Here is a 25527-nt window from a genome sequence, read left to right on the forward strand (position 1 = left end):
GATGCAAATTCAAAGCGAACGATTGCGGCGTCACTTTGTGCAGTTGGCGGAGTACGGGAAAATTGGGGAAACCGGTGTCTGTCGGCCGACGTTGTCCAATGTTGAAAAAGAGGCGTTCGCTGTGGTGTCGGAGTGGATGCGAGAAGCGGGGATGACGGTACGTATCGATGACTGTGGCAACTTAATTGGCCGCAAGGAAGGCAAGTGTGATGGTCCGATGTTGATGATGGGCTCACATCTCGATTCGCAGCCGTACGGCGGACGATTCGATGGAACGGCTGGGGTGCTGGCGGCAATCGAATCTGTTGCGACGATGACTGAGCATGGTGTAATCCCCGATGTTCCCATTGAAGTGGTGGCGTTTTGCGATGAAGAGGGTTGGCGATTTAATAAAGGGTTATTTGGATCCCGCGCGATATTTGGGCAATTGGAACCGGGCGAGTTGGCGAGAACCGACAAGGACGGGATAACGCGCGAGCAGGCATTGCGGGATTTTGGTTGTGACCCAACACAAATTGCCTCTTGTGTGTATCCAGATGGTGCCGTCGGCTGTTATCTCGAATTGCACATTGAGCAAGGACCCATCTTGGAGCGTGAGGGGAAACCTATTGGTATCGTCTCTGGTATTGCTGGTCCCATTTGGTGGACTGTTACGCTGCGCGGATTTGCTGGACACGCGGGGTCAGTGCCGATGGATTTACGCCGCGACGCATTAGTGGGCGCAGCAGAGACGATTGTCGCGTTGAATGAGATTGTGACGCAAGAAAAGGGTATACAGACGGTTGGGACGGTCGGCAACATGACTATTTTTCCGAATTCCAGGAATATTATTCCGGAGGAAGTACAATTTACGGTTGATTTGCGCGATATCGACCTGGACCGACGGAATCGCTATGAAGCGCAGTTGCGGGATGCCATTGAACGCGTGGTTGGGCGCTATGGACTTCAGTATGAAATTCGCGAGGATACGAATAGTGAGCCTCGCTATTGTGCGGAGTGGATTAAACAGTTCATTCGCGAGGAGAGCGTGGGCCTTGTCGACGGGTGTCCAGAGTTAATGAGCGGGCCATTTCATGACGCGCTCGCTGCTTCTTACGTCTGCGACTATGGCATGATCTTTGTCCGGTCGAAAGACGGAATCAGTCACAATCCAGCTGAATTTTCATCCGATGCAGATTTGGCACTCGGGACGCAACTGCTATGTCAGACTGCGCTGCGGGTGACAAAGGAACTCCGTCGTCGGGCTTCGATGGAAACGGGAATGGTGAGTCAGCCGATGCTGTGAACGGTTTACGACCTCACGGACGTAACAGGGGATTCGAGACTTACAAAAAAACCGCCACGCTGAACGTGGCGGTTTTTGGCAATATAAATCAGTTTGCATTCCGCTGTGTTGCACGGCTGATGGCGTACAGAATCAAACCAACCACCAGAGCGATTAAGGCAGCGAGGAGCTGGCTGCCAGATTCTTGGCAGAGTAGCCACACACAGAGCGCTGCAGCGATGACTGGAATTGTCATTCCAAGTGGCAGCTTGAACGGCCGATGCGCATCTTTGGCACGGATGCGTAGAACGATGACCGCAATGCAGACCAGCAAGTACTCGTATAAGCGAGCTGCGACGTTCAGCAAGACAAGATGTTGAAACGTGCCTGTGCAGGCAAGAATCATGACCAAAATGCCTGTGGTCCAAATCGCCACGACTGGTGTTTGGAACCGTGGCGAAATCTTTGCGAGCACGCCAGGCAACGAGCGGTTGAACGACAGTGCGTACACAATACGCGGTGACGACAACGCGATGCCGCTTTTCGTGCCGAAGATGGAAAGGACTGCACCGATTGTCATGACCGTGGCGCCTCCGACAAACATGGCACGGCCCGCGTCTGCCAGCGGGGCAGTGGATGCTGAGAGAGCGGGATCGAGCCGCTGCGCCGCAACCTGAATTAACATATAAAACAGCGTCACGCCAACAAGCGTACCGATGACGCCAATTGCCACGGATTTGCGAGGATTCACCATTTCACCCTGTGGAATGGTTGCCATCTCAAAGCCGCCGTAGGCAAAGATCAGCACAAGAACCGCTTGTCCGAAGTTCTTCGGAGCACCAAGATTGCCTGCAGGAGATGCAGCATGTGTGACAAAGAACAGGCCCATCATGATGAGTAGCGCAAGCGGAATCAGCTTTACGATGGAGAAGAACAGCACCGTCATCGATCCCCGTCGAACCCCAAACGTGTTCAACAAACAAAGCAGACCTACGAGGACAATGATGATGAGGTCTTTATACGGTGCAACCCCGGGCGCCAAGGCGGAAAGGTAACTGACCAAACCGTTTGATAGTGAAGCCCAACCGATGATGAATGTGAGCCAGCTCATCCACCCGACTGTGAAGGCGACGGTTTTGCCCATGGCTCGCTCGGCGTACACGAACGATCCGCCCGTCGTCGTGAACATGCTGCTGGCCTCAGAAAAGGATAATCCAATGAAGATAGCGATGATACCCGCGAGTAAGTAGGCGAGCATTGATTTATCACCAGCAAGGCCTGCAACCTGGCCAGGTAACAAGAAAATGCCACCGCCGATGACGCCATTGATACCAATAAACAGGACCTCAGGCGTACGGAGGACACGCTTTAAGTTTTCTTCCACGTCGTGGAATATCTTCGTTCGAGGCGGAGAGTTGTGACTGTTAGATCTGATGTGTTTCGGCAGTTCAGATGCAGAAGAATATCGACGAATCTACTGTACGAACGATTTTCGCCACTTTATCATGCCACCGATGGCGATAAGCAAATAGAAAAAGTATAAAACTGAGAACAGGTACAGCCCTTTATATGCGTACAGGCACAAGGATAAGCCGTTTAAGGCGAACCATCCGTACCAGTTTTCGTATACGCGGCTAGACAAAAGATATTGCGCCGAAATTCCGACCATGGAGGTGAAGGCGTCGAAGTACGGAGCCGGATCACCCCATTGTTTGATGATTCCCCCCCAGATAATGGTCGCTATCACGATAAATACGCCTATTGCAACACCGTGTACTGTGGTGAGGTGTTTCGCTGGCCGAACGCGTTCACGGCGACTGCGTCCGGTCAACCAGAAGATCCATCCGAATACCATCAGTACCATGAACATAATTTGGAGAATGGCGTCGGCATACAATTTTGTTTGGAATAGCGTATAACAGAGACAACTGTTTCCAATTAAGCCTACAGGGTAATTCCAGACACTTTCTTTCGCGACCAAATACACACAGATGATGCCGCCGATGGATGCGATGATTTTGATGGGGCCGGAAGCTGTAAAGTACGCTGCAACGGACAAGATGACAAGCACAGCAATATTGATGATGATGCTCCGCGTTTTTTCGTTCATTCACGAACTCCTTTAACATTGAATACTCGCGTTGCCTGAGGCGGACATAAAAAAACTTCGCACGGTCGCGAAGAACCTCAATTTTATTCATATTGAGCACAAAAAAAGCCCAATTTATTATACTTTGAGCGTTTTGCAGAATTCGATTTTTCACCGTTTCTCGCACATATATAGTGTACGAAATATCAATGGAACACTATATATAGTGTCAAATGCGTTGTGAACGTTAATTCTGCAAAACGCTCATACTTTACGTCATTCGAATTGCGAATCTGTGGAGCAGGATGATTTTGAGTAAGATATACCAGTAACAAATTGATTGGATATGATTGCGAATGCTATACAATAGTTGTTAGAGAACTCGGACTGACAATACGTATTTCATCCTCTATGTTAAGTTTTCTGACATATTTGTTGAGACATTTGTGAATTGTAGGTACATTTTAATGGAAGGGGGAGGACTCCGGTGCAGGTTGACTATGGTTTAGTCCAAGAACAGACACAGCGGCTTGTGATGACAGCGCAGATGAAGCAAGCACTAGACACATTGCAATGGACGACGGAGGAATTGGACGCCTTCATGCAAGAGGCGATGTTGGAGAATCCGCTATTGGAGTACGAATCGCCGTACAAAATGGGAGAACTGCCTTGGTCATCCGTCGTCGGCGCGCGTAAACAGCGGGGGAGTACAGAAAATTCTTCTTTGTCGTCGTTTGACCAGCGCATCAAAAGCACGCAAAGCAGAGAAGAAAAGCTGACAGAGCAAATCCGGATGATGCAGTTGCCGGAAGTGATTCGACGTATTTGCCTATTTTTAATCGGGTTGTTGGACGAGTACGGTTACTTGCGCGAGTCAGAAGAAGAACTGCAGGGCTTGTGTCATGCTTCGCTGCATCAGGTGAGACGGGCCATTCAGGCACTTCAATGCGTGGAGCCTTTAGGTATTGGCGCGAGGGATTTACGAGAATGCTTGCGGTTGCAATTGGAACTTGTGCCCGCTTCACGACGAGCGCTGGTTGCAACTATCATTGAGAATCATTTGGAGGATGTCGCTCGCGGGCGCCTTGTGGCCATTGTGAAGGGACTAAAGTCGTCACCAGAAGCGATTCAGCAGGCGGTGGACGATTTACGGAATTTGAACCCGCGTCCAGGGTTGACGCTCGATGATACACCACCGCAATACATTGTGCCTGAAGTGGTCGTGCGCCGTGTGGGAGATGTCTATCAGGTATATGATGTGGCAACAGCTCGTGGTCGCGTCTTTGTCAATCGAAACTATCAGAAGTTAATGGGAGATAAGCATCATCCGGAGGTACAGCAATTCTTGCGCCGCCAAGTCGAGTCTATCGAGTGGATCACGCAGTGTCTGGAGCGACGCATGGAGACTCTACTTAAAGTCGCGCAAGCGATTGTCGATATTCAATCGAGCTTTTTTGAGTGCGGGCCTCGTGCATTGAAGCCGTTGACGTTGCGGCAGGTTGCTGAGCGCGTTGAGCTGCACGAGTCGACCGTCAGTCGCGCGGTACGCGGGAAATACATGGATACGCCACAAGGTGTACTTGAATTCAAGTACTTTTTCACCGCCGAAATTCGCGGTGACGATTCTGCTGTGTCAGCGCAGGCGGTGAAGTTCGCGATACAGTCCTTGATTGCGTCAGAACAACCGGATTCTCCCCTCTCGGATGCAGATATTGCGCAGGCGATGAAAGCACAAGGAATCTCCGTTTCTCGCCGGACGGTGGCAAAATACCGGGAACAACTGCACATTCCGACGTCGCTGCGCCGTAAACGCATTTCACTGGAAATGTAGCGTCCCGCCCTGCCGGGAATGTAGCAGGAGAGGCCTGTTTGGCCGACGGCGTTTCCCGAAAGCGCGTCGGCCACACGTACAGCCGTTGGGGAGGCAGGTTTCACTTTAATACGTGAACGTAAAGCCGTACTGCTCCGCTATCCAGCGGGGGAGTTCAAAGCGGGCGGTCTTTAGCGGATCGACGACTTGGCACACACGCAAATCGCCCGCTGCACTGAGCAGAAACGTCGCTTCCGCCTTGTCCACTCCGCAAGTCTCTTCGAGAAAGTGAACCATGTTTTTGACCGCGCGCGTCGTTGCATCATCCAACAATTCTTCCGAGGCAATCGTCATAATCTGGTCGTCGTTGACCAGCATGGGCGTTGGCCAATTTTTACCCTTCTGCACGTGGAATTGAACTTGGACGGTGGCTGCAATTTCAATTCCACAGACGGCGACTTCTCCATCGCCCATCGCAGCGTGTAGGTCGCCAAGTGCGAATAAGGCACCTGGGACGTTCACTGGCAAGATCAGGCGAGCACCTTCCGTGATGCGCTTACAGTCCATGTTGCCGCCATGGTTGCCTGGAGTGCCACATGGGATACTATCCACCGCCGGTGCAGTTCCAATCACGCCGATCATCGGGTGGATGGGCAATTCAATCGTGTCGGAAAAAATGGCCTTGCCGTTTTGGATTGGAACCATGCGTATCGCATTTTGGTTCAATTCGTCCCCGAGCACGCCGAGGTTGGGGCCTGTGGTCATTACACCCTGTTTCGCTAAGTCAATTTTCTGAATATGTACGACGAGTAAATCGCCGGGTTCGGCGCCGTTGATGTAGATGGGACCTGTGGCTGGGTTGATGCGCTCCCAGTCAAGGGTTACGAAATCCTGGTCTTCGCTTGTGATTTGATTCTCAAAGCAGTCACACGTTTGGATGATGACCGTGTCACCGTCCTCGACATGCGTTACGGGCGCGTTGTTTGGCGACATCGCGTAAATTAAATGTTCTGTTGATAGCATGGTGGTCATGTAGGGGCCCTCCTCGTCGGCATTGGTGGGTCGTACTATAAACGAAATGTTAGCAAAATGGAAGAGAAGTTTGCCATGAAGAGGCGAAGGCTCTCAAATATTTTGTTCGAGTTCAGAATTTTTGGTCTCACGATAGCATATGGATCAATCAGGATGACGTCATCCGAAGGTATCCTCGGCTTTTATGAAAGCGCTATCAGACGCTTGGGTGGATCAGCGATGTGTGTTGAATTGCGGAATTTGCGTATGGGGCTCCCTGAATAAAATTGTTAGCAATTATGTTGACGTAAATTTAGAGAGGGGGAATATAACTCATACAACACAGATTTTTCATACGAAAGTGAGGGAGATTCGTGTGTTGACCAGGGAGGAAAACGATTTGGTCACGCGCGTAGGACCCGGTACACCGATGGGCACGTTGATGCGGCAGTACTGGGTGCCAGCGTTGTTGTCGTCTGAACTTCCCAAGCCGGACTGTGATCCGGTTCGCGTGATGTTGCTGGGTGAGAAGTTAATTGCTTTTCGCGACAGCTTGGGGCGCGTGGGCCTGATTCAAAATCACTGTCCGCATCGTGGTGCAAGTTTGTTTTTTGGACGAAACGGAGATTGCGGGATTCGTTGCGTTTACCACGGTTGGCAGTTTGACATTCATGGCAATTGCATCGATATGCCGAACGAACCGAATGAAAGCGATTTCAAGAGAAAGGTGAAAGCTCTAGCTTATCCCTGTGTGGAGCGTGGGGGACTGGTATGGGCTTATCTGGGGCCACGAGCAGAATTACCGCCGTTGCCAGACATTGAGGTGAATCAACTGCCGGAGGGTGAGTGCGCCATTGTCCCAACCATGTTGGAATGCAATTGGCTGCAAGCAGTCGAAGGCGAGATTGATACGAGTCATTCGGGGTTCTTGCATTTTGGTTCCATTCAGCCGGACGACGTGGCGGAGGGTACTTTCCTGCATTACACCGTGAAAGACCGCGCTCCACGGTATTCTGTGGTCGACACCGACTACGGTGTGATGTATGGCGCATATCGTCCGGCGCGTCCAGGGTACACGTATTGGCGAATTGCCCAATTCATGTTCCCGTTCTTCACGCAGACGCCAGAGGGTATCCTTGGACATCACGTCATCACCAACGCCTGGGTTCCCATGGATGACTATCATACCATGGCGTTCATCATGATTCGCAAAGATCCGCGTGAGCAGGCTTGGCCAGGGCGCCACCCCATTCAGGGAAATGCGGATAAATATCCGACGGTCCAAACACCTGTGTTGCCAAACACCAGTGAATGGTTTGGACGCTTTGTATCCGCCGTGAATGCCACGAACGACTATGGATTAGATCGGGCGCGCCAGCGCAATGGGACGGATTACTCCGGAATTCCGTATTTGCCGGCTCAGGATAGAGCGATGCAAGAGAGCATGGGGAGCATTTATGACCGGACGCAGGAACATCTGGCTGTCTCTGACGTGATGGTGATTCGGGTTCGCCGTCGATTGCTGGCAGCAGCGCGTGCGTTGGCAGAGAGGCAAGTGGTTCCACCAGGTGTCGATTGTCCCGCAGTATACCGCAACCGCTCGGGCAGCATTATTCTCCCGGAAGGTGCGGACTGGATTCAGGCGACCAAGGAATTGCGCCAAGCGTTTACGGACCATCCGGAAGTGCTATTACAGCAGCCGTAAGCACCTGTGTAGGGTATGTGGAACAATGGGTGACACATGTGGAAGGATGAGTGTTTGATGACGGTTGAGGAGTACTTAGCAATCCCGTATATTTTGCAGGTTTGGTCGAGGGAATGTGAGGATGGACGATGGGTTCGTCATGCTGAATTTCCTGAGTTGCCCGGGTGCTTTGCGGAGGCTTCATCCGCCGTGGAAGCTGTAGAAAGGGCGGAAGCCGCTCGCGTAGCCTATATTGTCGAAAAACTTGCACGCGGTGAAGCGGTTCCGGTACCTCGGCCACCACTAGAGGCGTAATTTGTGACGGACTGGTTGGGAGTCCGTGATAGGAAGGGGAACTTTTATGTCTACTGTGCCGGGAGCGGGAATCTTCGGTGGACGATTTACCCCAGAGAAGAGACGAAGCATCCTCGTTGGTTGGCTGGCCGGAATGCTCAACACGTACGACTTGTTTTTGCCCGTTTTGGTCCTACCGACCGCAATGGGGTATTTTGAACCGCCTACTTTGTCACCGGAAGTGCAAGTGACGCTGATTAACATCGCATTTGCCATCTCCATGGTGGCACAGCCCATCGGTGGTTTGGTCATTGGCCCCATCGGCGATAGGATTGGGCGGAAACGCTTGGTGATTGTCACATCGGCTGGGTTTACCATTGGCACCTTTTTATTGGCAATCATGCCTGGCTATGCGGCGTGGGGGTATGCGGCCATTGGTATTTTCCTCTTTTTGCGCCTGGCAAATGGCGCCTTTTCGGCGGCGGGGCTCGGAGGGTCCGTGCCTCTCGCACTAGAACGAACGCCGAAGCGATGGCGCGGTCTCGTCGGTGGACTTCTTGGCGTTGCGCCAACCACGGGCGTCATCTTGTTAAGTGCTGTTCAATTGATTCTCAATTCAAAATTGTCTCCGGAAGCATTCACACAATGGGGATGGCGAATTCCATTTTTGGTGGGTGTGGTTCTAGGGGTTATCTTGTTGATTTTTATTGCGCGGATCAGCGAGCTCGCGTTGTTTGCAGGAGAGGCAGAGAAGCGCGATCGCGACACGATAACCAAGAACAGGCCGTTAAAAGAGGTATTTGCCACGTCGAACCTCAAGACCTTTGGTCAGATGTTCATGCTGTACAGCGGGTATTTGTTCGCTGTGCAGGCGGCTGTCTCCTTTGTTCCGTCATTGCTCATCAACATTCTTCATCAGCCAGCTCAGGCAGTTGATAGCCTCATGTTGTATGGGAATATCGGCATTGTCGTGTTTGGCGTTGTGCTAGGCGCCCTCAGTCAGCGAGTCGGCCGGAGACGAATGCTGTTATTCGGCGGAGCCTGGATTTTTGTTGTTTGCACAATTCTGTATTATTTGACTATTCATGCAGCAGGTGCCAAGTCGGGGTTCGCAGCGGTGGGGATTTTGGGATTCTTTATGATTATCCTCACCATCGCGCCGTTTTCCGGAATGGTCTTGACATACACCGCGGAGCGTTATCCATTTCACACCCGAACCACCGGATTTAGCGCCATTTCCACACTGACCAGCGTGATACCAGGATTCTATAGTTTTTATCTACTGGGACTTGGGAAAGTCATGCCATATCAGTACACCGTCATGGTGCTGACCGCAGTGGCAGGACTGCTCACCTGGTTTGGCGCCAAAGCCGGTCCGGAGACGGTTGACTTTGAAATGCTTCCGCAAGCTGAAGAACTGTTGGAGATACCGAGCCCCACACCTGCTGCAGAGTCGCCGATGAACATTGAGTGAATCGAAGGGAGCGTATTTGTATGTTAAGTAAGGAAGATAACGAATTCATCAGCCGCGTTGGACCAGGCACCCCGATGGGGAACCTGATGCGACAATATTGGATTCCAGCGATGTTATCCTCGGAATTGCCTGGACCTGACTGCGATCCCGTTCGCGTCATGCTACTTGGGGAAAAACTGATTGGTTTCCGCGACAGTATGGGGCGCGTGGGTCTGATTCAAAACCACTGTCCACACCGTGGGGCCAGCTTGTTCTTTGGGCGCAACAGCGAGTGCGGCTTGCGATGTGTCTATCATGGCTGGCAGTTTGATGTGGAAGGCCGTTGTATCGACATGCCGAACGAGCCGCCTGAAAGCGACTTCAAAAATAAAGTAAAGGCTGTGGCTTACCCCTGTGTCGAGCGCGGAGGGTTAGTGTGGACTTATATGGGGCCGCGGGAGACGCCGCCGCCGCTGCCAGATATCGAGGTGAATATGCTCCCAGAGGGAGAGTACGTCATCATCCCAAGTTATGTCGAATCCAACTGGCTGCAGGCGGTGGAGGGCGAGATCGACACAAGTCACACGGGGTTCTTACACTTCGGCGCGATTCAACCGGAGGATGTGCAGGAGGGGACGTTCCTCCACTACACCGTGAAGGATAGAGCGCCCCGTTACTCTGTCGTCGATACCGACTACGGGGCCATGTACGGCGCCTATCGGCCAGCAAAGCCTGGCTACGTGTACTGGCGCATCGCGCACTTTAATTTTCCGTTTTACACCCAGCCGCCGGAGGGTGTTCTCGGCCATAGCGTGATTATGAATGCGTGGGTACCGATGGATGACACGCACACCATGTCGTTTGTCATGCTTCGCAAGGATAAAATGGAGAGCGGGCGGCCGTCTCGGCTCCCAATCCAAGGGAATAGCGAAAAATACCCAGATATGCAAGTTCCGATGTTGCCGCGGACGACCGATTGGTTTGGGCGCTTCAGACCGGCTGTGAATGCGGACAATGACTACCTGATTGATCGCGAATTGCAGCGGCAACCAGACAGCTACTCGGGCATTCGGTATCTCGCGTCGCAAGATAGAGCGATGCAGGAAAGCATGGGTGGAATTTATGATCGGACGCAGGAACGCCTCGCGAGTTCCGACGTGATGGTGATTCGCGTGCGTCGACGGCTGTTGGCTGCGGCTCGGGCACTGGCGGAACAACAGATTGTGCCACCTGGTGTCGATCACCCTGAGGTGTATCGCAACCGCTCCGGCGGCGTACTGTTGCCAGAAGGCGCAGACTGGATAGAGGATACAAAAGAGCTGCGAAAGGCATTTGTCGAGCATCCGGAAGTGGCTGCCCAACTGCCTCAGCCGTAAAGAACAGGCAAAAGGAGACGGCAGATTGTCGCAATCAACAGCGGTGCGAGTGGGCGTTGGGGACTTGGCGCGATAGGGCGGAGTCTCCAACGCTCAATTTTTTGTTCTTTGGGTGGTCGCAGGGTGGGTGATACATGTGCGTTTATGGTGCCGGGAGACCGATATCGCGATGCATGTTATAGTATTGATATCAAACGACAAGTGGGTGTGAAAGCTCAGTATGTACCATGGAAGGTATCAACCGCCAGGCACACGTAAGCAGGAACCGGAAGTTCCAAAAGGCAAACCGGCACTGCGCTGGGTCGTGTTCTTTTTTGTCTGCTTTATTTATTTCTGTGTATCTACGTCGCTATGGGTATTCCATGGGCCGTTTCAATCGCTTCGCAATTACGTCATCGACACGTTCGACGAGACGAGACATGGATATCTTTTGCGGCCCTTGTCACTATTTACGCTTCCAAATTCCGTGATTGAGGCGCATGCCTTGGCGGATGGCGGAATGGTGTCGGAGACGACGCCGATTGACGAAATTCGAACGCAAAACTTTGATAACAACGACGGATCAATCCAATTGGAGACGTACAACGGTCAGACGTTCACTGCGCACATCATGATTGTCGACGACCCGAAGCGGATTAAGGTCGCCACCACGCGATACCTCGGTAAGCGCGGAGAAACAGTGCTGCAAATGGTCGAGGATACGGGCGCCGTCGCCGGCGTCAATGGGGGGGCCTTCTCTGACGCGAACGAACAGGGAACCGGTGCGTACCCATTGGGTATCACGATGCACGATGGCAAGGTCATTACCGGGGCTGGTTCAACCGGCAAACACGCGGAAATTGCCTTCACCAGTGGTGGGCAACTAATCGCAGGCAATTACTCATTGGCCGACTTGCGTGAGAAAAATGTGCAAGAAGCTTTGAGTTTTGGTCCGGTTCTCGTCTTGAACGGACAACCTGTACAGGTCCCTGACCAAGGCTATAACCCGCGTACGGCAATTGGCCAAACGGCTGACGGTAAAGTGATTCTGGTCGTCACCGACGGGCGTGGACAGTATGGGCACCTGGGTGCGTCAATGTCGGATATCACGGCGATTATGCTGAAATACCACGCGGTTACCGCAGTCGATCTCGACGGTGGTTCTTCGACGACGATGGTGTATCACGATAAGCTCGTCAATACACCGGTGGATTTGACCGGCGCGCGCAGTGTCGCGACATCGATTGTGGTCATGCCGGAAAGCAGGGGGCAGTAGGAGTGCGCAAGAAACGAAAGTGGGGCCGGTTGTTCCTGGGCTTTGTGGTTGTGCTGACCATTTTTCAGGTGTTGTATTTAAATCACTACAATACGTTGTTTAAGTCTGAGCAGGCCGGGACGGCGCAGGCGATTCAAGATATCTTAGACGAGCCCGTGACGCTGTCTGCGGCGGAGAAAGCGCGCATTCAACAGTTGAAGAGCACCTATCAAGGTGTCACGGTGTCACCGGGTGGTCAGTATGTGACCTACGTCGATACAGCCTCGGATGGCTCCTATGTCGTGCACGTGGAAGATCTGGATACGGGCAAACAGGTCAGTGAGGCTGGCGATTTGTATCCCGTTCAGTATCTTTGTTGGCTTGGTGACGAGGAGATTTTTGTTGGTGAACAGAAGGCGCCTGGTGACTTGGAACTGAACACGTTCTACATCTCCAACGGCCAGCAGGCAGATGTGACTGCGGCTAGCGTACCGGAATTTACGGCACTTGCATCTGACGCGGCAATTACAAAAGTGACCTATAGTCAACAGACGAACGATGTGTTTGTTCTGGTCAACACGAGTACGTCCAGTGCGTTGTACCATATTGGAACGATGGAGAACGTCCAAAGTGTTCCGTTTAGTGACGGGTATATCAAGAATATCGCATTATCACAGACTGGCGACCATTTGTACGCCGAGGTCAATCAGGGCGGTACTTGGGATGTGGTCCGCCTAGATCAATCGAGTACGACGACCAGCACTAGTCCTGAGTACGATGTCAATTCGCAAATTGTACAATCGGACGCGGCGTTGATAAACGTCATTGGCAACGTTCTGTACTACGGAAAGATCAATCAGGACGGCTTGGTGACGGCGGTGTACCGGCAGGATACAAACGGTGAGTCCACGTTGATCAAAACGCTGTCGACACCCACGATGGCCAGTCACATTATCATTTCTGGCGATGGTCAGGTGACGGTCAATCCGCTTGCTGCGAGCGATACCGTCGTCGGCAGCTGACGAAGACTATAATAGAGTGTGGATGCGGCGTGTCCCCTTGACTTCGTGTCCGTGATTTTGTAGACCTACAGGGGAGCAGACCAGTGTTGTGAAGAGGAGGAAATACCTGTGGCAAATGAGCGAGAAGGAGCATTTTTGTTTCCGGACAAGCCAGTTACGTTGATTGGTCCTGAACTGAAGGTCGGGGATACCGCGCCGGATTTTCGGTTGGTGGCAAATGACCTGTCCGAGGTGTCCTTGGCGGACAGCAAGGGGAAAATCCGAATTATCAGCGTAGTGCCTTCGCTGGATACTGGCGTTTGTGATGCACAAACCCGCCGGTTCAACGAGGAGGCGAGCAAACTTGGCGATAACGTGGTCGTATTGACCGTGAGTGCCGATTTGCCGTTCGCTCAGAAGCGTTGGTGTGGTGCAGCGGGGGTCGAGCGCGTGATGACGCTGTCCGACCATCGCACGATGGGCTTTGGGGATGCCTATGGCACCCACATCAAGGAGTATCGCCTCGAAAGCCGCGCGGTTTTCGTGGTCGACTCCAGTGACAAGATTGTCTACGTGCAATACGTGCCTGCGGCGGGCGAGCACCCGAATTATGAAGCTGCGTTGGATGCTGCGAAAGCGGCGAAGTAAATCACATCATTTGAGATAAAACGATAAAGTGGGTGGCGAATGCCCCTCACTTTATTGTTTAGACAACGTAGATGAATTGTGCCCAGTGCGGCGTTTATCCACTACCCTCTGAATTGGAAAATACCGAATTTTTCATCGTCTATGTGAGTTTCCTTTACATAAATTCTTGTTTTCTCCAAAATGCATGCGTAAGATAAACGTACTACAGAAATAGGAGGTCCGCTTTGTGAGTCATGCGACGATAGTGGGACTCATTTTACTAGCGGGCGTACTCGGATTTCGGCATGGTATTGACTGGGATCACATCGCGGCTATCACCGATTTGGTTGGCGGGGAATCGGACAAACGGCGTGGTTTTATTCTCGCACTTTGGTACGCCATAGGGCATGAGGTCGTGATTGTCGCATTTGGTGCGCTCGCGACTTTACTCGGGTGGACCTTGCCGCATTGGATTGATGGCGTGATGGAGCGATTTGTCGGGATTACGCTTTTAATTCTAGCAATTCTCCTAATTATCTCACTTATCCGCAATCGAAGCGAGTGGGTGGTGATGAGTCGATGGCGGTTGCTGTTTATCGGTTTTTATAGCGTGTTTTCGTTTATGGCAAATCGTTTCAGCAAGCGGTATCGAACGTCTGGGGCAATCAGGTCCACCCAGGTGTCTTGGCGAACGGCGCTGTCGATTGGCATGATTCACGGAATTGGCGCGGAAACACCTACGCAATTGCTGTTGTTCACGACGGCAGCGGGGCTGGCGTCGCCGGTCGCTGGCTTTTCCGCCGTGCTCTTGTTCGTGATGGGCTTGTTGTGTTCGCACATGCTCATCACCGCCATCAGCTTGATAGGGTTCTTGACCGCGCGTAGGCATCGTCGCCTGGTTCAAACGGTGGGCTTATTGACGGTGACCTATAGCCTGGTGATGGGGGCCACCTTTACGTTGGGATACGCGTCGATGCTGCCAACGCTGTTGTAGGAGGGCTCACGCATGCATTTAACGATGCAAGAGCGAGATAAATTGTTGATTTTTGTCGCCGCTGAATTGGCAAAACAGCGGCGTGCACGCGGCCTGAAGCTCAATTATCCAGAGGCTGTCGCTTTGTTGTCGTCGTATGTCGCGGAGGAAGTGCGGGCTGGCCGAACAGTGGCCGAGTTGATGGAATCGGCGCGCCACGTGTTGTCTGCTGACGATGTGATGCCCGGGGTGGCCCAGATGATTCGTGAAGTGCAGGTGGAAGCCACTTTCCCGGATGGAACAAAGCTTGTCACGGTGCACACGCCGATCCGTGCAGAGGATGCTTCATTTACGCCGGGCGAGACGATGGTCGACGCGGCGGATACGGATGGAATAGCGTTGCTGCCCGGACGGCAGCGCACCACGCGCGTCGTTCGCAATACGGGTGATCGGCCTGTCCAAGTCGGATCGCACTATCATTTCTACGAAGTCAACGAAGCACTCGAATTTCAGCGCGATGGAACCCAAGGGTATCGGTTGGATGTTCCGTCTGGCACGGCGATTCGCTTTGAGCCAGGGGTCACCTTGGAAGTTGGGCTTGTGAAATTTGGCGGTGAGCAACAGATTTACGGATTTCGTGGGGAGGTGAACGGGGGAATTGCCGATACCAAGGATTGATCGCGCTGCCTACGCAGGGATGTACGGCCCCACGGTGGGGGATAAAATTCGGCTCGCTGATACCGAGTTATGGATTGAGATTGAACAAGACCACACGGTCTACGGCGATGAGGCAAAGTTCGGTGGCGGCAAGACGATTCGCGATGGCATGGGGCAGCACCCGTATGCGACGAGGCTGGAGGACGTGTTGGATACCGTCATTACGAATGCGGTGATTCTTGACACGTGGGGCATTGTGAAGGCGGATATTGGTATCAAAGACGGGTACATCGTCGGCATTGGCAAAGCAGGGAATCCCTTGACGATGGACGGCGTCACAAAAGGTATGGTCATTGGTGCGAGTACGGAGGTCATCGCGGGCGAAAACACCATTGTGACTGCGGGAGGCATTGACAGCCATATTCACTTTATCAGCCCGCAGCAGGTGGATGTCGCGCTGCAAAGCGGCATTACGACGATGCTTGGCGGCGGAACAGGTCCAGCGACGGGGACGTTGGCGACAACGGTGACACCTGGGGCGTGGCATTTGCGGCGAATGTTGGAGGCGGCCGAGGCGTTGCCGGTGAACGTCGGTTATCTGGGGAAGGGGAACGCATCTGGTCACCGCGCATTGGCTGAGCAAATCGAAGCCGGGGCGATTGGACTCAAGTTACATGAGGACTGGGGCAGTACGCCGCACGCCATTGATATCTGTTTGCAGGTGGCGGATGCCTATGATGTACAAGTGGCGATTCACACGGACACGTTGAACGAGGGCGGCTTTGTTCAAGACACGATTGCGGCTATCAATGGTCGAACGATTCACACGTACCACACGGAGGGGGCTGGCGGCGGGCATGCGCCGGACATTATCCGAATTGCGTCCATGCAAAATGTCCTCCCGTCATCGACCAATCCGACGCGACCGTATACCAAGAATACGGTTGATGAGCACCTTGACATGCTCATGGTCTGTCACCACTTAGACCCCAACATCCCTGAGGACATCGCCTTTGCCGATTCGCGGATTCGGCCGGAGACCATTGGGGCGGAGGATATTCTCCACGACTTGGGCGTCTTTAGCATGATGAGTTCGGATTCTCAGGCGATGGGACGCGTGGGTGAGGTGATAATTCGCACCTGGCAGACAGCGGATAAGATGAAACGCCAGCGCGGCGCGCTCGCAGAGGATGGGCGGGCAGACAACGCACGCGTGAAGCGCTATGTCGCGAAGTACACTATCAATCCAGCTATCACGCACGGGATCTCCCAGTATGTCGGGTCTGTGGAAGTGGGGAAATTGGCCGATCTCGTCCTTTGGTCGCCAGCGTTTTTTGGCGTCAAACCGGAGCTTGTGCTCAAGGGCGGGGCCATTGTGCTCGCCAACATGGGTGACCCGAACGCATCAATTCCGACGCCGCAACCGACGTTTTACCGGCCGATGTTTGGCCAACTCGGCAAGGCGCGCTATGCGACGTCTTTGACATTCGTCTCGCAGGCGTCGTTGACGCTGGGTATTGTGCAACAGTACGGGTTGAACAAACGGGTTGTACCTGTTCGTCAGTGTCGCAATATCAGCAAGCAATCGATGGTGCACAACGACGCGCTGCCGGTCATCGAGGTTGATCCACTTACCTATCGCGTGACAGCAGACGGCGAGTGGTTGACGTGTGAACCAGCGGAGGTACTGCCGTTGGCGCAACGGTATTTTCTATTTTGACGGAGGTCTAGCTCGTGAAGGTCACAGCGATTGTGGGCCGCGAAACCGACTTTCCGAATCATCAGTGTGATGAATTGCGGCTGGAAAGCGATGATTTAGCTCGGCGCGTGTTTCGCAAGCGGACGGCTGCCGGGCGTGAACTGAAGGTGTCGTTACCGCGCAATACGATATTGCGCCCGGGGGACGTTTTGCTGGAGGACGGCGGCGTGATTGTCGTCGTTCGCGTGGAACCGGAGTGGGTCTTGGCGATTTATCCTGCGAGCTTTGAGCAGATTGCGCAGGTGGGGCATCAGTTAGGCAATCGCCACATCCCGATTCAAATTTATGAGAACGAAATTCTCGTCGCCTATCACCCGTTGTTGGAATCGCTATTTCAAGGGATGGACATCGAGTGCGCGCGCGTCTTGCGCACGCTGGAACAGCCGTTTCTCCACATTTTTGCACCTCACATGCACTAAAGGCGGATGGGAATGAATGCTCAACAATTGTCTTTTATGCTTCAGATTTGCGACGGGAATTTCCCAAACGGCGCGTTTTCCCATTCGTTTGGCTTAGAAACACTGATTGAAACAGGGGTCGTTCACGATGCAGCGACGTTTCAGTCTGCACTGAAGAGTTGGTTTGATTTGCAGTTGATACCATTTGACGGTTTAGCGGCACATCTTGCGTGGACATATGCCCACGCAAGAGATGTTGCTGGCGTGATTCGTCTCGCCCACTTGGTGTCGTCATCGTTGATTGCCGAGCAGGCGAAGCGCGGTGCGCTACAAATTGGCAGGCGCTCTTTACAAGTTCTAAATGGGCTCGTTCCGGGTGGTATCACTGAGTGGTACTGGCAGCGTGTGCGCGCGGGCGAAGTCGAAACGACACACGGTATTGCGTTGGCCGTCGCAGCGGCTGAGATGGGCATCGAACAATCGTTGAGTACGACGGCGGTGCTCTACAGTGCACTGTCGAGTTTGGTCGCGGCAGGTGTGCGAGCCATCCCGATTGGTCAAACAGTCGGGCAGCAAATTCTCGCGACGGCTCGACGCTGGATCGAAGAAGCCCCCGATTTTACTGGACGTACGCCAGAGGACATTTCTTCGTCGGCCGTGCGTTGGGAAATTGCGCAAATGAACCACAAACGCTTGAATGGGCGACTGTTCATGTCCTAGGGAGTGATTTCCATGAATGCGGTGCGCATTGGCATTGGTGGACCTGTTGGCGCAGGGAAGACGGCGCTCGTCGAACGCCTGACGCGAACGTTCTATGGCACGTATGAGATGGCGGTCGTCACCAACGACATCTTTACCCGAGAAGATGCGGAATTTCTCGTGAAGAACGGAGTTTTGGAGGAAGCGCGGATTATCGGTGTGGAGACGGGGGGATGTCCGCATACGGCGATTCGTGAGGACGCGACGATGAATTTACAGGCGATAGACGATTTGGAGGGGCGGTTTCCGGACTTAGAACTCGTGTTCGTTGAAAGTGGTGGAGACAATTTGGCGGCCACATTCAGTCCCGAGTTGGCGGATTTTACGATTTGAGCGTTTTGCAGAATTCGATTTTTCACCGTTTCTCGCACATATATAGTGTACGAACTATCAATGGAACACTATATATAGTGTCAAATGCGTTGTGAACGTTAATTCTGCAAAACGCTCATTTATATAATCGATGTTGCACAGGGGGAAAAAATCCCGAGCAAAGGTGGCCCTGGTATCTGCAAGTCGGATTTACTCATCATCAATAAAACGGATCTCGCCCCGTTCGTGGGCGCAAATTTGGACGTGATGGCGAGTGACGCGGCGCGAATGCGTGGGGAGAGGCCGTTTCTCTTTACGAACCTGTTATTGGGTGAAGGGCTCGACGAGGTGGTGCAGTGGATTGAATACAACGCGATGCTCGTCGGTCCCTGATGAGACTGGAATCACCGGTAGAGTGGAAGTTGAATTTTGTCGTCGAGGCGAGCGCACCATTGTCGAGCGACAACAGTTCTTGGGACTCCTGCGGATGAGTCGACCTGTATATCGGCGGGAAGGTACATGTCCGGAAGTTCAATTGATTCACCTCGGTCCTGGAGCGATGGACGGGGACGACTACGAACAGCGTTTGACGCTTGGCTCGGGTGCTATGGCGGTTGTTGGGTTTCAGTCTTATGCGAAGGTGTTGCCTGGTGCTGTGGGCGCAACCCAGCGAACCAGCATCACGCTAGGTTCTGAGAGCTACTTGACGATGCGTCCCAATGTCGTGATTCCGTATTCACACTGCACCTATACCTCGGTCACTGATATTTATGCAGAGGATGGTGCAAGGGCCATTGTGGCGGACGTTCTCACGGCCGAATCCACACAGGCAGCTGAGCTGGATTGCAATTTGGTATCGCTGACGACGCGGTTGTTTCGGCCGAATGGTTTCGTTTTACGCGACTGCATCCAGGTTGGGCGACATTCACTTTCGCGAGGCCACATTTGGTCTAGCGAGTTCCCGGTGCTCGGGAGTGTCATCTTGGTGGGTGCGGGGCGCCATGTGGAGAACGCTTTACACCAAGTTGTCGAGTCAATCGACCCTGCCAAGGCGCAAGTCGGTGTGTCATATTTGGTGGGCGCGGGTGTGGTCATTCGTATCATGGCGGGGCGAGTGCAGTTTGTGGAGCAAGTGATTGAGCGAGTTTCGCACATACTCGAAGCAGATGCACAACGTCAAAGTTTCGAGGTGGAACAAGCCGGAGTGGTTAGCGAGTGACGAGGAACGGGTGAAATCGGCTACGAGCAGCGAAGTTGCGTGAACGCCGCTGCTCGCACGCCTTTCTTATTTCGATGATATCGCGGGGCTTAGCCACGGCATATCGATGGATTGTTACATGGATGAAACCGCGTTGTCTGTGTGGACGCCCTCTGTTTCTACGTTTTCACTAGATGTGACATGCTGGCCAAAGTAGTTTAGGAATAAGTTCATCGCAACCGCCGTAATGGTACCCGGTACAATGCCACTTTGCAAGAGCATGTTTAACGTATTGGGTAGATGCGCAAACATGTTTGGCACGATAGCGCAGCCTAAGCCAATGGAGACGCTGCACGCGATGACCAATAGATTTTCGTTACGTCGGAGGTCGACGTTGCCTAACATGTGCATGCCATAGGCGATGACCATTCCGAACATCGCGATCATTGCACCGCCCAAGACGGCGGACGGAATCACGGTGACGAGTGCGGCGATTTTTGGCAACAGTCCGAGGACGAGCAAGATACAGCCTGCAGCCACGATGACACTGCGATTTTTCACCCGCGTCATGGAGACCAGGCCGACGTTTTGCGAAAAGGCTGTGTACGGAAACGTGTTGAACAAGCCGCCAAGGACAATCGCGATACCTTCCGCCCGCAGCCCTTTGACGATGTCTTTACGCTCGATTTCTTTGCCAGTGATTTTGCCAAGTGCGTAATAGACGCCGGTCGATTCCACCATGCTGACGACGCAGACAATAAACATCGTGATAATGGCCGCAATATTGAGGTGGGGCTTGCCAAAATACAGTGGGTGAACGACGTTTACCCAGGAAGCGGATGCGACAGAGCTGAAGTTGACCATGCCGAGCGCGTAGGCGGCGATGGTGCCAATGATGAGCCCTAAAAGCACGGAAATTGAGCGGAGAAATCCTTTAAAGAAACGATTCATCACGACGATGCAGATCAGCGTCCCTAGAGCCAGCAATAGGTTGTTTGCATCGCCAAAGCCAGGGCTGCCAGAACCGCCTGCTGCATCGTCCATCGCGACAGGAATCAGGGACAAACCGATGATGGTGACAACTGAACCTGTGACAATCGGCGGAAAAAACTGAAGTAGTTTGCCGAACAACGGTGCACATAGAAAGACGAGAATGCCAGCGATGATAATCGATCCGAAAATGGTCGGCAGGTTAGTCGTGTGACCAATGGCGACAATCGGTCCAACCGCAGTAAACGTACAACCTAAGACGACGGGGAGGCGAATGCCAATATAGCGCGTGCCGATGACCTGTATCAAGGTGGCAATGCCACAAGTAAACATGTCGGCGGCAATGAGATACGCCATTTGTGATGCGTTTAATTTTAACGATCCACCAATAATCAGGGGCACCACCATTGAGCCGGCGTACATCGCCAGTACGTGCTGCAATCCCAATGCGAATATACTCCGTCTGTTTAGCACGCTATGTCCTCCTTTATCTAGCCTCTATCAATCCTCGAGAAAAGTGATGCCTTCGTCGGGTGACATCGCCGCGATTCGAGCTAGCGCGTGCACGGGGATGCCCGCTTCATCCAAAGATTTGCGTCCACTCTGAAAGCTCTTTTCAATGACGACACCAACCCCCATCAATTTGGCGCCTGCGGCGTCGATGATTTCCCGCAACCCTTTCACACTGGCGCCTTCTGCAAGAATGTCGTCGATGATAAGCACCCTATCCGCGCTAGACAAAAAGTCCTTGGATACAGTGATTTGGTACGTTTGCTGGCGCGTGAACGAGTAGGTGGATGCGGTGTACACCCCGTTGTCCTGTGTAATGGCCTTCGTCTTTTTCGCATATATAAAAGGAACACCCATGGACAAAGCCGTGGCGAACGCGAAGTGGATACCACTCGCTTCAACCGTCATCACCTTTGTGATGTCTTCGCCGCGGAACCGCGCCGCAAAATTTTCGCCAATCGACATCACCAGCGAAGGATTGACTTGGTGGTTTAAAAAGGAGTTGACTTTGAGCACGTGTTCGGACAGCACAACACCTTCTCTACGGATATACGCCTGCAATTCTTTCACACGGTTGACCCCTTCCGAAAACGAGAAAAGCCCAGTTGGACAGATACCTTGGATACTCGTCTCCAAGTGAAACCTGTCCATCTGGGCTTTTCTCCCTATGGTGTACGCACGTCGTGCGTCGCATCGCTTGGACCAGTCCACCGAAAAGCGGTGCGGAACCCTAGATGCGCTTCCACTCGTAGTCAGGCAATTCTCGGTTGCCTGGTAGAAACTTGCGGGCCATATTCCCGCGATTATACGAGCACTATTCTGTTTACACACGAGACGATAACAACAAATGGCCGACAGTGCAACAACCAGTTATTTGTTGCGGGATAAGTTCACGAGAAATACCCACATCCTATTTATTCTTCCAAAGAAAGCGCAAAATGTTGGCGATTACAGTTTGAATTCTCGTGTTTCATCTGCTATATTCTAAGTATGTTGAGTGAACAAACTAAAGGTGTTTGCTCAGGGATTTATTTACAACATGAGCATTGTTCGTAATGAAATTATTCTTGACGGTCATCATTCAGTTTGATGAATTGCCGCTCTTGAAAGGTGATGGACATGGCTTATTTTCCAGAAGTAAAGCGAATTCAGTACGAGGGACGCAAGTCGACGAATCCACTGGCATTTAAACACTACAACCCGAGTGAGGTTGTCTTGGGCAAGACGATGGAAGAGCACTTGCGCTTTGCGGTCAGCTATTGGCACACCTTTACGCTGTCCGGCAGTGATCCGTTTGGGCTTCCGAATATGATTCGCCCATGGGATGGATATAGCGGTTTGGATTTGGCGAAAAAACGGGTGGAAGCGGCGTTTGAGTTCTTCGAAAAGATGGGCGTCAACTATTTTTGTTTCCACGATCGCGATATCGCACCGGAAGGCGATACGCTTCGCGAGACCAACAAGAATCTCGATGTCATCGTCTCGATGATTCGCGAGTACATGAAATCCAGCGGCAAGAAGCTGTTGTGGAACACACAGAATATGTTCTCAAATCCGCGTTTTGCCCATGGTGCTGGGACATCGCCGGAAGCGGATGTATTCGCCTATGCGGCGGCGCAGGTGAAGAAGGGATTGGAAGTCGCACTGGAACTGGGTGCTGAAAACTACGTGTTCTGGGGCGGCCGCGAAGGTTATGAAACCCTTCTCAACACGGATATGAAACTGGAACTCGACAATCAGGCCCGCCTGTTCCACATGGCTTGCGATTACGCGGATGAAATCGGGTTCAAAGGTCAATTCCTGATTGAGCCAAAACCAAAAGAACCGACCAAGCACCAGTACGATTTTGACGCGGCAAGCGCCATTGCATTCTTGAAAACGTATGATTTGGATAAACGCTTTAAGTTGAATTTGGAAGCAAACCACGCGACGCTGGCAGGGCATACGTTTGAGCACGAGCTGTACGTCAGCCGCATTCACGGCATGCTCGGATCTGTCGATGCGAACCAGGGTGATCCGCTGCTTGGTTGGGATACGGACGAGTTTCCAACGGATATGTACAGCGCGACGCTCGCGATGTATCAGATACTCAAGAATGGCGGGTTGCACTCTGGCGGCTTGAACTTTGACGCCAAGGTTCGCCGTGCGTCCATGACCCCAATCGATTTGTTCTATGGACACGTCGTCGGCATGGATACGTTTGCACGCGGTCTCAAAGTGGCTGCAAAGCTCGTCGAGGACAAAGTGTTTGACCAGTTTATCGAGGAGCGCTACAAGAGCTATCAGAGCGGAATTGGCCAAGACATTGTGAGCGGTAAAGCAACCTTGAAGTCCTTGGAGGACTACATCATTGATAAGCCGGTAACCGTCACAACGTCTGGCCGCCAAGAGCTGTTGCTCGCGAAGCTGAATCAATATCTACTAGAAGTGGAATGACGGTTATGGCAGATCATCGTGGCAAGGGATTTATCGGCATTGACGTGGGGACCTCTGGGGTAAAAGTCGTCCTCATCGACGAGACTGGCCGGACGCTGGCGGAGTCCACGTGCGAATATAGTTATCAGCAGCCACGGCCATTGTACGTGGAACAAGACCCTGAGGTTTGGTGGCAGAACACTTGCCTTGCGCTGCGGGATGTGCTGGATACGTCCGGCGTCCCTGCGACGTTCGTGCAGGGGATTGGGCTCACTGGACAAATGCATAGTTTGGTCTTGTTGGACGAAACGGGGCGCGTCATTCGACCCGCGATATTGTGGAGCGATCAGCGTACACAGGCGGAGTGCGATTGGATTGAACGCGAGATTGGCACGGATGAGACGATTCGCCTCGTGGCCAATCCGCCGCTGACCAATTTTACGGCGACGAAGTTGCTATGGGTAGCCAACCATGAGCCGGATAACTACGCACAAATCGACAAGGTATTGCTGCCCAAGGACTACATTCGTTATCGCTTGACGGGTGAGTTTGCAACGGATGTGTCTGATGCATCTGGCACGTTGCTGTTGGATGTAGAGCATCGGCAGTGGTCGAAGGAGATGTGCGAAGCGCTATCGGTTCCGATGACCTGGCTGCCGGCGGTCTATGAATCCGTGGAAGTCACCGGAAAAGTCACCACCGAAGCTGCAAACCAAACGGGTCTGGCAGTGGGTACGAGTGTGGTGGCGGGCGCTGGAGATCAGGCCGCGGGCGCTGTCGGCAACGGTATTGTTCGCTCGGGTGTCGTCTCTAGCACGATTGGCACATCGGGTGTCGTATTTGCGTATGCAGAAGGGATTGTCAAAGATCCCCTGGGCCGCTTGCACACGTTTTGCCACGCGGTGCCAGGTGCCTGGCACGTCATGGGGGTGACGCAGGCTGCCGGCGGATCACTCCAGTGGTTCCGCAACGAGTTCACCCAGCTCGAGCAGATGACCGCACAGCTCATTGGTCGCGATACGTACGAGCTTCTGACGATGGAAGCAGAACAAATCGCGCCGGGTAGCGAAGGACTCGTGTATCTGCCGTATCTGATGGGAGAGCGCACGCCGCATCTCGATCCGCTCGCGCGCGGCGTTTTCTTTGGAATGACTGGCCGTCACCAGCGGGCGCACTTCATCCGTGCGATTCTTGAAGGCGTCACCTTTAGCCTGCAAGATTGCTTGAAGCTGATTGAGGGGGTGAATTTGCCGGTAGAGCAGATTCGCGTATCCGGCGGTGGCGCGCGCAGCCATTTGTGGAAGTCGATTCAAGCCGACGTGTTCCAGCAACCCGTGTACGCCGTGCAATCCAATCAGGGGCCGGCATTTGGCGCAGCTCTGCTCGCTGGCGTTGGAACAGGCGCATATCAGAGCGTCCAAGAGGCTTGTGACACCCTCATTCAGACGGATGAAGGGATTCGGCCAGAGCCGTCTCACTTCCCGGTGTACGAAAAGGCGTACAAGATGTACGTGTCGTTGTACGAAGCGTTAAAGCCGCATTTTCAAGAGGTTGCAACTTGGTAGTTCAGTCGTCCTTTGTAGGTTGAGATGATCCGTTGCCGCCCTGATGGGCGGCGACAGAATCGCCCGGTGCTTGGCGCTTGCCGATGCAAGCGCATGCAGAAAACCCATCTGCCGCGATCGAGTGTTGCAGCAGATGCAATCGCCTTCA

At 52.9% G+C, this 25527-nt stretch carries 23 protein-coding genes, 1 pseudogene and 1 riboswitch; of the genes and pseudogenes, 19 read left to right on the forward strand and 5 right to left on the reverse strand.

Going from position 1 to position 25527, the window contains the following annotated elements; all coding sequences use genetic code 11:
* Nucleotide 1 precedes the first annotated feature (1 nt).
* Nucleotides 2-1285 carry a M20 family metallo-hydrolase gene (locus K1I37_RS05860; protein WP_021296663.1) on the forward strand — a complete coding sequence of 428 codons (1284 nt, stop codon included), beginning with the start codon at nt 2-4 and terminating at the stop codon, nt 1283-1285.
* 88 nt (nt 1286-1373) lie between these two features.
* Here K1I37_RS05860 and K1I37_RS05865 read toward each other — a convergent pair whose 3' ends face one another.
* Both K1I37_RS05865 and pnuC read right to left on the reverse strand, forming a co-directional pair.
* Nucleotides 1374-2648 carry an APC family permease gene (locus K1I37_RS05865; protein ID WP_021296662.1) on the reverse strand — a complete coding sequence of 425 codons (1275 nt, stop codon included), beginning with the start codon at nt 2646-2648 and terminating at the stop codon, nt 1374-1376.
* Nucleotides 2649-2738: 90 nt separating this feature from the next.
* Nucleotides 2739-3374 (reverse strand): nicotinamide riboside transporter PnuC, encoded by a 636-nt coding sequence (pnuC, locus tag K1I37_RS05870; RefSeq protein WP_021296661.1) that lies wholly within the window; start codon nt 3372-3374, stop codon nt 2739-2741.
* A 466-nt stretch (nt 3375-3840) separates the two neighbouring features.
* Between pnuC and rpoN the strand changes: the two genes are divergently transcribed.
* On the forward strand, nt 3841-5184 hold the full coding sequence (gene rpoN, locus K1I37_RS05875; RefSeq protein WP_021294879.1) for an RNA polymerase factor sigma-54: 1344 nt from the start codon (nt 3841-3843) through the stop codon (nt 5182-5184).
* 105 nt (nt 5185-5289) lie between these two features.
* Here rpoN and K1I37_RS05880 read toward each other — a convergent pair whose 3' ends face one another.
* On the reverse strand, nt 5290-6195 hold the full coding sequence (locus K1I37_RS05880) for an acetamidase/formamidase family protein (protein ID WP_021294880.1): 906 nt from the start codon (nt 6193-6195) through the stop codon (nt 5290-5292).
* 358 nt (nt 6196-6553) lie between these two features.
* On the opposite strand from K1I37_RS05880, the gene K1I37_RS05885 reads away from it, so the two are divergent.
* The 15 genes and pseudogenes from K1I37_RS05885 (at nt 6554) to K1I37_RS05950 (ending at nt 19920) form a co-directional block, all read left to right on the forward strand.
* The gene (locus K1I37_RS05885) at nt 6554-7879 is read left to right on the forward strand and encodes a Rieske 2Fe-2S domain-containing protein (protein WP_161624317.1); all 1326 of its coding nucleotides are present in this window, start codon (nt 6554-6556) and stop codon (nt 7877-7879) included.
* Nucleotides 7880-7936: 57 nt separating this feature from the next.
* The gene (locus K1I37_RS05890) at nt 7937-8173 is read left to right on the forward strand and encodes a type II toxin-antitoxin system HicB family antitoxin (RefSeq protein WP_021294883.1); all 237 of its coding nucleotides are present in this window, start codon (nt 7937-7939) and stop codon (nt 8171-8173) included.
* A gap of 46 nt (nt 8174-8219) precedes the next feature.
* Nucleotides 8220-9626 (forward strand): MFS transporter, encoded by a 1407-nt coding sequence (locus K1I37_RS05895; protein ID WP_021294884.1) that lies wholly within the window; start codon nt 8220-8222, stop codon nt 9624-9626.
* A gap of 20 nt (nt 9627-9646) precedes the next feature.
* Nucleotides 9647-10981: a Rieske 2Fe-2S domain-containing protein gene (locus K1I37_RS05900; RefSeq protein ID WP_021294885.1), complete on the forward strand. Its 1335-nt coding sequence runs from the start codon at nt 9647-9649 to the stop codon at nt 10979-10981.
* A gap of 220 nt (nt 10982-11201) precedes the next feature.
* Nucleotides 11202-12236, forward strand: a complete 1035-nt coding sequence (locus K1I37_RS05905; protein WP_021294886.1) for a phosphodiester glycosidase family protein — start codon at nt 11202-11204, stop codon at nt 12234-12236.
* A gap of 2 nt (nt 12237-12238) precedes the next feature.
* Nucleotides 12239-13237: a hypothetical protein gene (locus tag K1I37_RS05910; RefSeq protein ID WP_021294887.1), complete on the forward strand. Its 999-nt coding sequence runs from the start codon at nt 12239-12241 to the stop codon at nt 13235-13237.
* Between the two features lie 102 nt (nt 13238-13339).
* Nucleotides 13340-13864, forward strand: a complete 525-nt coding sequence (gene tpx, locus K1I37_RS05915) for a thiol peroxidase (RefSeq protein WP_146822150.1) — start codon at nt 13340-13342, stop codon at nt 13862-13864.
* A 226-nt stretch (nt 13865-14090) separates the two neighbouring features.
* The gene (locus K1I37_RS05920; RefSeq protein ID WP_021294889.1) at nt 14091-14837 is read left to right on the forward strand and encodes a sulfite exporter TauE/SafE family protein; all 747 of its coding nucleotides are present in this window, start codon (nt 14091-14093) and stop codon (nt 14835-14837) included.
* Nucleotides 14838-14849: 12 nt separating this feature from the next.
* Nucleotides 14850-15494: an urease subunit gamma gene (ureA, locus tag K1I37_RS05925; protein WP_021294890.1), complete on the forward strand. Its 645-nt coding sequence runs from the start codon at nt 14850-14852 to the stop codon at nt 15492-15494.
* Between the two features lie 19 nt (nt 15495-15513).
* Nucleotides 15514-17193, forward strand: coding sequence for an urease subunit alpha (gene ureC / locus K1I37_RS05930; RefSeq protein ID WP_051189310.1), 1680 nt, complete (start codon nt 15514-15516; stop codon nt 17191-17193).
* A 14-nt stretch (nt 17194-17207) separates the two neighbouring features.
* A complete protein-coding gene (locus tag K1I37_RS05935; protein WP_021294892.1) occupies nt 17208-17651 on the forward strand; it encodes an urease accessory protein UreE in 444 nt (147 codons plus the stop codon).
* A 12-nt stretch (nt 17652-17663) separates the two neighbouring features.
* Nucleotides 17664-18350: an urease accessory protein UreF gene (locus tag K1I37_RS05940; RefSeq protein WP_021294893.1), complete on the forward strand. Its 687-nt coding sequence runs from the start codon at nt 17664-17666 to the stop codon at nt 18348-18350.
* 12 nt (nt 18351-18362) lie between these two features.
* Nucleotides 18363-18953: pseudogene (locus tag K1I37_RS05945) on the forward strand (GTP-binding protein); the annotation flags it as partial.
* A 6-nt stretch (nt 18954-18959) separates the two neighbouring features.
* Nucleotides 18960-19094, forward strand: a complete 135-nt coding sequence (locus K1I37_RS21800) for a hypothetical protein (RefSeq protein ID WP_407653238.1) — start codon at nt 18960-18962, stop codon at nt 19092-19094.
* On the forward strand, nt 19063-19920 hold the full coding sequence (locus K1I37_RS05950; protein WP_152498740.1) for an urease accessory protein UreD: 858 nt from the start codon (nt 19063-19065) through the stop codon (nt 19918-19920). The genes K1I37_RS21800 and K1I37_RS05950 overlap by 32 nt, the downstream gene beginning before the upstream one ends.
* A gap of 114 nt (nt 19921-20034) precedes the next feature.
* On the opposite strand, the gene K1I37_RS05955 is transcribed toward K1I37_RS05950, so the two are convergent.
* Both K1I37_RS05955 and K1I37_RS05960 read right to left on the reverse strand, forming a co-directional pair.
* Nucleotides 20035-21363 (reverse strand): nucleobase:cation symporter-2 family protein, encoded by a 1329-nt coding sequence (locus K1I37_RS05955; protein ID WP_021295581.1) that lies wholly within the window; start codon nt 21361-21363, stop codon nt 20035-20037.
* 27 nt (nt 21364-21390) lie between these two features.
* Entirely contained in the window at nt 21391-21969 is a 579-nt protein-coding gene (locus K1I37_RS05960) for a xanthine phosphoribosyltransferase (RefSeq protein WP_031218111.1), read from the reverse strand.
* 159 nt (nt 21970-22128) lie between these two features.
* Nucleotides 22129-22230: riboswitch (purine riboswitch) on the reverse strand.
* A gap of 288 nt (nt 22231-22518) precedes the next feature.
* Here K1I37_RS05960 and xylA point away from each other — a divergent pair.
* Together xylA and xylB are read left to right on the forward strand one after the other, a co-directional pair.
* Nucleotides 22519-23835 (forward strand): xylose isomerase, encoded by a 1317-nt coding sequence (gene xylA, locus K1I37_RS05965; protein ID WP_021295579.1) that lies wholly within the window; start codon nt 22519-22521, stop codon nt 23833-23835.
* Nucleotides 23836-23840: 5 nt separating this feature from the next.
* A complete protein-coding gene (gene xylB / locus K1I37_RS05970; protein WP_021295578.1) occupies nt 23841-25379 on the forward strand; it encodes a xylulokinase in 1539 nt (512 codons plus the stop codon).
* Nucleotides 25380-25527: the final 148 nt, after the last annotated feature.

Origin of the sequence: Alicyclobacillus acidoterrestris, assembly GCF_022674245.1 — a bacterium.
GTDB classification, from domain to species: Bacteria; Bacillota; Bacilli; order Alicyclobacillales; family Alicyclobacillaceae; genus Alicyclobacillus; species Alicyclobacillus acidoterrestris.

Bases quoted from the DNA above. Each gene is read 5' to 3' on its own strand.
- ureA (WP_021294890.1), top strand. From the start codon at position 14,850: ATGCATTTAACGATGCAAGAGCGAGATAAATTGTTGATTTTTGTCGCC.
- K1I37_RS05880 (WP_021294880.1), bottom strand. From the start codon at position 6,195: ATGACCACCATGCTATCAACAGAACATTTAATTTACGCGATGTCGCCA.
- xylB (WP_021295578.1), top strand. From the start codon at position 23,841: ATGGCAGATCATCGTGGCAAGGGATTTATCGGCATTGACGTGGGGACC.
- K1I37_RS05940 (WP_021294893.1), top strand. From the start codon at position 17,664: ATGAATGCTCAACAATTGTCTTTTATGCTTCAGATTTGCGACGGGAAT.
- K1I37_RS05895 (WP_021294884.1), top strand. From the start codon at position 8,220: ATGTCTACTGTGCCGGGAGCGGGAATCTTCGGTGGACGATTTACCCCA.
- K1I37_RS05905 (WP_021294886.1), top strand. From the start codon at position 11,202: ATGTACCATGGAAGGTATCAACCGCCAGGCACACGTAAGCAGGAACCG.
- K1I37_RS05890 (WP_021294883.1), top strand. From the start codon at position 7,937: ATGACGGTTGAGGAGTACTTAGCAATCCCGTATATTTTGCAGGTTTGG.
- xylA (WP_021295579.1), top strand. From the start codon at position 22,519: ATGGCTTATTTTCCAGAAGTAAAGCGAATTCAGTACGAGGGACGCAAG.
- K1I37_RS05860 (WP_021296663.1), top strand. From the start codon at position 2: ATGCAAATTCAAAGCGAACGATTGCGGCGTCACTTTGTGCAGTTGGCG.
- K1I37_RS05900 (WP_021294885.1), top strand. From the start codon at position 9,647: ATGTTAAGTAAGGAAGATAACGAATTCATCAGCCGCGTTGGACCAGGC.
- pnuC (WP_021296661.1), bottom strand. From the start codon at position 3,374: ATGAACGAAAAAACGCGGAGCATCATCATCAATATTGCTGTGCTTGTC.
- ureC (WP_051189310.1), top strand. From the start codon at position 15,514: ATGTACGGCCCCACGGTGGGGGATAAAATTCGGCTCGCTGATACCGAG.